A 3,854-nucleotide genomic window follows, 5' to 3' on the forward strand; every position below is an offset into this window, starting at 1 on the left:
CCATGGAGCCGGCCGGCAGTGTCCCGTCCGCCCGCGAAGCCCCGCCCGCCCACAATGCGCGCCCCACCGGTGAAGAAGTCGGCGATAGCCCGGCAGTGTCGGCCATGCGGTGCGCCGGGTGCGGCGCCAAGGTCGGTTCGACCGTGCTCACCGGTGTGCTCGACGAACTGGAGGTATTCGACCGGGAAGACGTGCGGATCGGCCTGCACGACGCCGATGACGCGGCACTATTGGAGATACCTCCCGGCCGGTCGCTGGTGCAGACGGTGGACGGTTTCCGGGCCTTTACCGGAGACCTGCACCTCTTCGGCCGCATCGCCCTGGTCCATGCCGCGTCCGATCTGTACGCCATGGGAGCCGAACCCCACTCCGCACTGGTTGCGGTCACGCTGCCTTACGCGGAAAAACCCCTCGTGGCGAACGACTTGAGACAGCTCATGGGCGGCATCGCGGAAGAAGCCCGGCGCCTCGGGGTCACCCTCCTCGGCGGGCATACGAGCGAAGGAACGGAGACGGCGGTCAGCGTAACCATGAACGGCCTGACCGGCAGCGATGCCGTATTCAGGAAGGGCGGGCTGCAGCCCGGGGACGGGCTCGTGCTGTCCAAGCCCGTCGGCACGGGCGTCATCCTGGCGGCCGACATGCACCTCAAGGCCAGGGGAAGCTGGGTCGACGAAGTCTTCGAGGGCATGCTGCGGTCCAACGGGGAGGCGGCACGGGTCCTCGCCAATGCCGGCATTCCTTCCGTCACCGATGTGACCGGCTTCGGCCTGGCGGGACACCTGGCCGAAATGCTCGAGGCCAGCGGCACGGGCGCGGAGATCAAGATCGCCGGTATACCGCTCTATGCCGGCGCGGCGGATTGTGTGGCCGCCGGGGTGGAAAGTACCCTGGCGCCGTCTAACAGGGAACATTTGCAGAAGAGATGGCAGGTGGAGTCGGGACCTGGCACGGCGGACACGGCGGAACCTGGTGTATTGGACGTGAAGGGACCTGCGGACGCTGTGTCCAGGCGGGACGCCCTCCTCTTCGACCCACAGACCTCGGGCGGACTGCTGGCCGGCGTGCCTCCCTCCCGTATCGACGAGGTAGTTATGAGACTACGGGACGCCGGTTACGTGCAGGCAGCCTGTATCGGACGGGTGACCGACCGGAAACGGCACCTGAAGATCCGCTGAGCCCGAAGCGGCCCCGTCACGGCAACGTACACACGATCTTGCCTATATGCCGTTGTGATTCGAGGTAGTCGTAGGCCGCGGGCACTTCATCGAAGGAAAACACGCGGTCGATGCAGGGCCTGAGTCCCGACGCTTCGCAAGCCCTGGCCAGATCGCGCAGGTCTTCGGTAGAGGAGGTGTAGATCCCTCGTACCTGGATTTGCCTTCCAATGATATCGAAGGGGTTGAGGCGGGTTTCGAATCCGTCCAGGATGCCGACGAGGGATATCCGGGCGTGCAGCGCGCAGGCTTTCAGGGATTTCGCGAAAGTCTGGCCGCCCGCCACGTCCACGACCAGGTCGACCCCGGCGCCGGCGGTAAAGGAACGTACCTGTTCCGGCCAGTCTTCGTCCTGGTAATCGAACGTCTCCAGGACGCCGAATTCATCCTTCATTCGTCGGGCTTTCTCTTCGGAAGATGTGGTCAATAACGCTTGCGCCCCAGTAAGTTCCGAGAGTTGTGCGGCGAACACGGAGACCCCGCCCGTGCCGTGCAGCAGGACCCACTCTCCGGCCTGCAATCGACCCTGAGATACGACCGAAGCCCAGGCGGTCAGTCCGGCGATGGGCAACGTCGCGCCTTCGTGGTAGGAGAAGTGGGACGGCATGGAAACCAGGGCGTCCGCGGGATACACCACTTGCTCGCACAGTACGCCGTCCACGCCGCCCGCGCCCACCAGGGTCTTCATCCCTTCGGGCGTAAGTCTACCGGCGGGCCAGCGAAGGAACGGCGCGTTCACGACCCAGTCGCCAGATCGTATCGCTGAGACGCCAGACCCCGTTTTCAACACGTCGCCCGCCATATCGGACCCGGCGACGAACCTGCCCTCGAAGGGTTTTCCGTACCGGCCCCGGGCGACCATGAGGTCCCGGTAATTGAGCGATACGGACCGGACCCTGACCAGTACCTCTCCGGGACCGGGTTCCCCCGGTTCCGCCAGATCGGCCAGGCGAAGCTGGTTGTGGTCAATCACGTATGCGCGCATGGGGGCGATCCTTCATCTATTCCTTCACTTTACCCTACAATCGCAGTTGTTGACCTATCACGGTTGTTGACCTATCGCGATAAGTGACGGTCTTCTTAACCCATCGTACCATAATCAATTTTCCACGCGACCGCGAAATTGGCAATTGATAAATACCGCGTGAATTCGTATGCTTATGGCGAAGTTCACGCCCCTGATCGGCGTGCAAAACCAACCGGCCGATGGGGGACAGGCAGAGAGGACCGAACGGCATTGAACGACATCCGCATCTACTTTATCGGTGATTCCTACGTGAACGGTACCGGCGACCCGGCCTATCTCGGCTGGCCGGGACGGGCGTGTGCCGAGTCGCGGTCCGAAGAGAACGCCATCACCTGCTACAACCTGGGCATCCGCGGCGATACGAGCGCCGATGTGCTCCGTCGCTGGGAACGGGAAGTGGAGGCCCGGCGTCTGATACCTCACGACGGCCGGGTGGTATTCGGATTCGGTGCGAACGACTGCTGGATCATAGACGGGAAGACGCGCGTGGACCGCGCCGATACCATTCGCAACACCGAGGAGATTCTGAAAAGCGCACGGTCCCTGTTTCCCACGTTGATGATCGGGCCGCCACCCGGGATCGACGCAGACGAACACGGCCGAAGGGTGGAGATTTCCTCGCTCGTCGGCGAAATCGCCGGCAGGGTCGATGTGCCCTATCTCGAAGTGATCCACGAACTGCATGCCGGCGGTGTCTGGCAGAGCGAAGCGGCCCTCGGCGACCGCGTTCATCCGGCCAATGGCGGTTACTCCGCGCTGGCGGAACTGGTGCTCGCCTGGCCGGCGTGGTGGTTCAGTGCAACTTCCAGTGCACCTTAAAATGCATCTTAAGGAGGCAAGTTGTGTCGTTGACCCAGGCACAGATCGACCAGTTCAATGAACAGGGATTTCTCCCATACGAGGACCTGCTGACGCCGCTGGAGGTCAAAGCGCTGCACCAACGGCTTGAAGATATCGGCAACGAACGGGTCGATTTCCCGGACGAAAACGTTCAGATCGAACCACGCGTGGAACGAGGCGAGGCGCAGGCCGATCCGGTCCGTTTCAATAACGTGCGCAAGATCTGGAACCTGACGAAACACGATCCGGTATTCATGGAACTTGCCCGGCATCCGAAGATCCTCGGCGTGGTACGAAGCCTGATCGGGCCGGATCTCAAGATCTACGTGGACCAGACGCTCTGCAAGCCACCCCGGGTGGGTTCGGCGAAACCTCCTCACCAGGATTCGGCCTACTGGACGAGCATCGATCCGCCCAATCTCGTGATCTGCTGGATCGCACTGAACGACGCCACCGAGAACAACGGGTGCATGCGGTTCATTTCCGGTTCCCACAAGGCCGGCGTGATCGAGCACAAGCACCTCGAGGATTTTCGGGTCGAGGACGCCCGTGTCGGCTATGAACGGGAGGTCGCCGTACCCTTGAAGGCTGGCAGTTGCTCTTTCCACCACAGCCTCGCGCTTCACCGCACCGACGCCAATACCAGCGATGACCGGCGCATCGGCCTGACCGTCGCCTACATGGACGCCCGTTCGAAGTACATCGGAAACGGCGCCATGCCGGAGTATGACCTGGTGTCCGGTCGGGCTTATGATGGATGCGTATAGACT

General features: G+C 62.7%; 4 protein-coding genes. 3 read left to right on the forward strand and 1 reads right to left on the reverse strand.

All coding sequences use genetic code 11. The annotated features are described in order from the left end of the window. The first annotated feature begins 2 nt into the window (after positions 1–2). Positions 3–1,178 (forward strand): selenide, water dikinase SelD, encoded by a 1,176-nt coding sequence (selD, locus tag F4Z81_15295; GenBank protein ID MXW06413.1) that lies wholly within the window; start codon positions 3–5, stop codon positions 1,176–1,178. A gap of 16 nt (positions 1,179–1,194) precedes the next feature. Here the strand turns inward: selD and F4Z81_15300 are convergent, their stop codons facing one another. Beyond that, complete coding sequence (locus F4Z81_15300) at positions 1,195–2,202, reverse strand: NAD(P)-dependent alcohol dehydrogenase (protein ID MXW06414.1); 1,008 nt, start codon at positions 2,200–2,202, stop codon at positions 1,195–1,197. A gap of 261 nt (positions 2,203–2,463) precedes the next feature. Between F4Z81_15300 and F4Z81_15305 the strand changes: the two genes are divergently transcribed. Then, entirely contained in the window at positions 2,464–3,063 is a 600-nt protein-coding gene (locus F4Z81_15305; protein MXW06415.1) for a lipase, read from the forward strand. Beyond that, positions 2,940–3,851 carry a phytanoyl-CoA dioxygenase family protein gene (locus F4Z81_15310; protein ID MXW06416.1) on the forward strand — a complete coding sequence of 304 codons (912 nt, stop codon included), beginning with the start codon at positions 2,940–2,942 and terminating at the stop codon, positions 3,849–3,851. The genes F4Z81_15305 and F4Z81_15310 overlap by 124 nt, the downstream gene beginning before the upstream one ends. Positions 3,852–3,854: the final 3 nt, after the last annotated feature.

It is taken from the genome of Gemmatimonadota bacterium (genome assembly GCA_009835325.1).
Classification (GTDB): domain Bacteria; phylum JAAXHH01; class JAAXHH01; order JAAXHH01; family JAAXHH01; genus JAAXHH01.

Coding starts and splice junctions, on each gene's coding strand:
- selD (MXW06413.1), top strand. CDS start 3: ATGGAGCCGGCCGGCAGTGTCCCGTCCGCCCGCGAAGCCCCGCCCGCC.
- F4Z81_15300 (MXW06414.1), bottom strand. CDS start 2,202: ATGCGCGCATACGTGATTGACCACAACCAGCTTCGCCTGGCCGATCTG.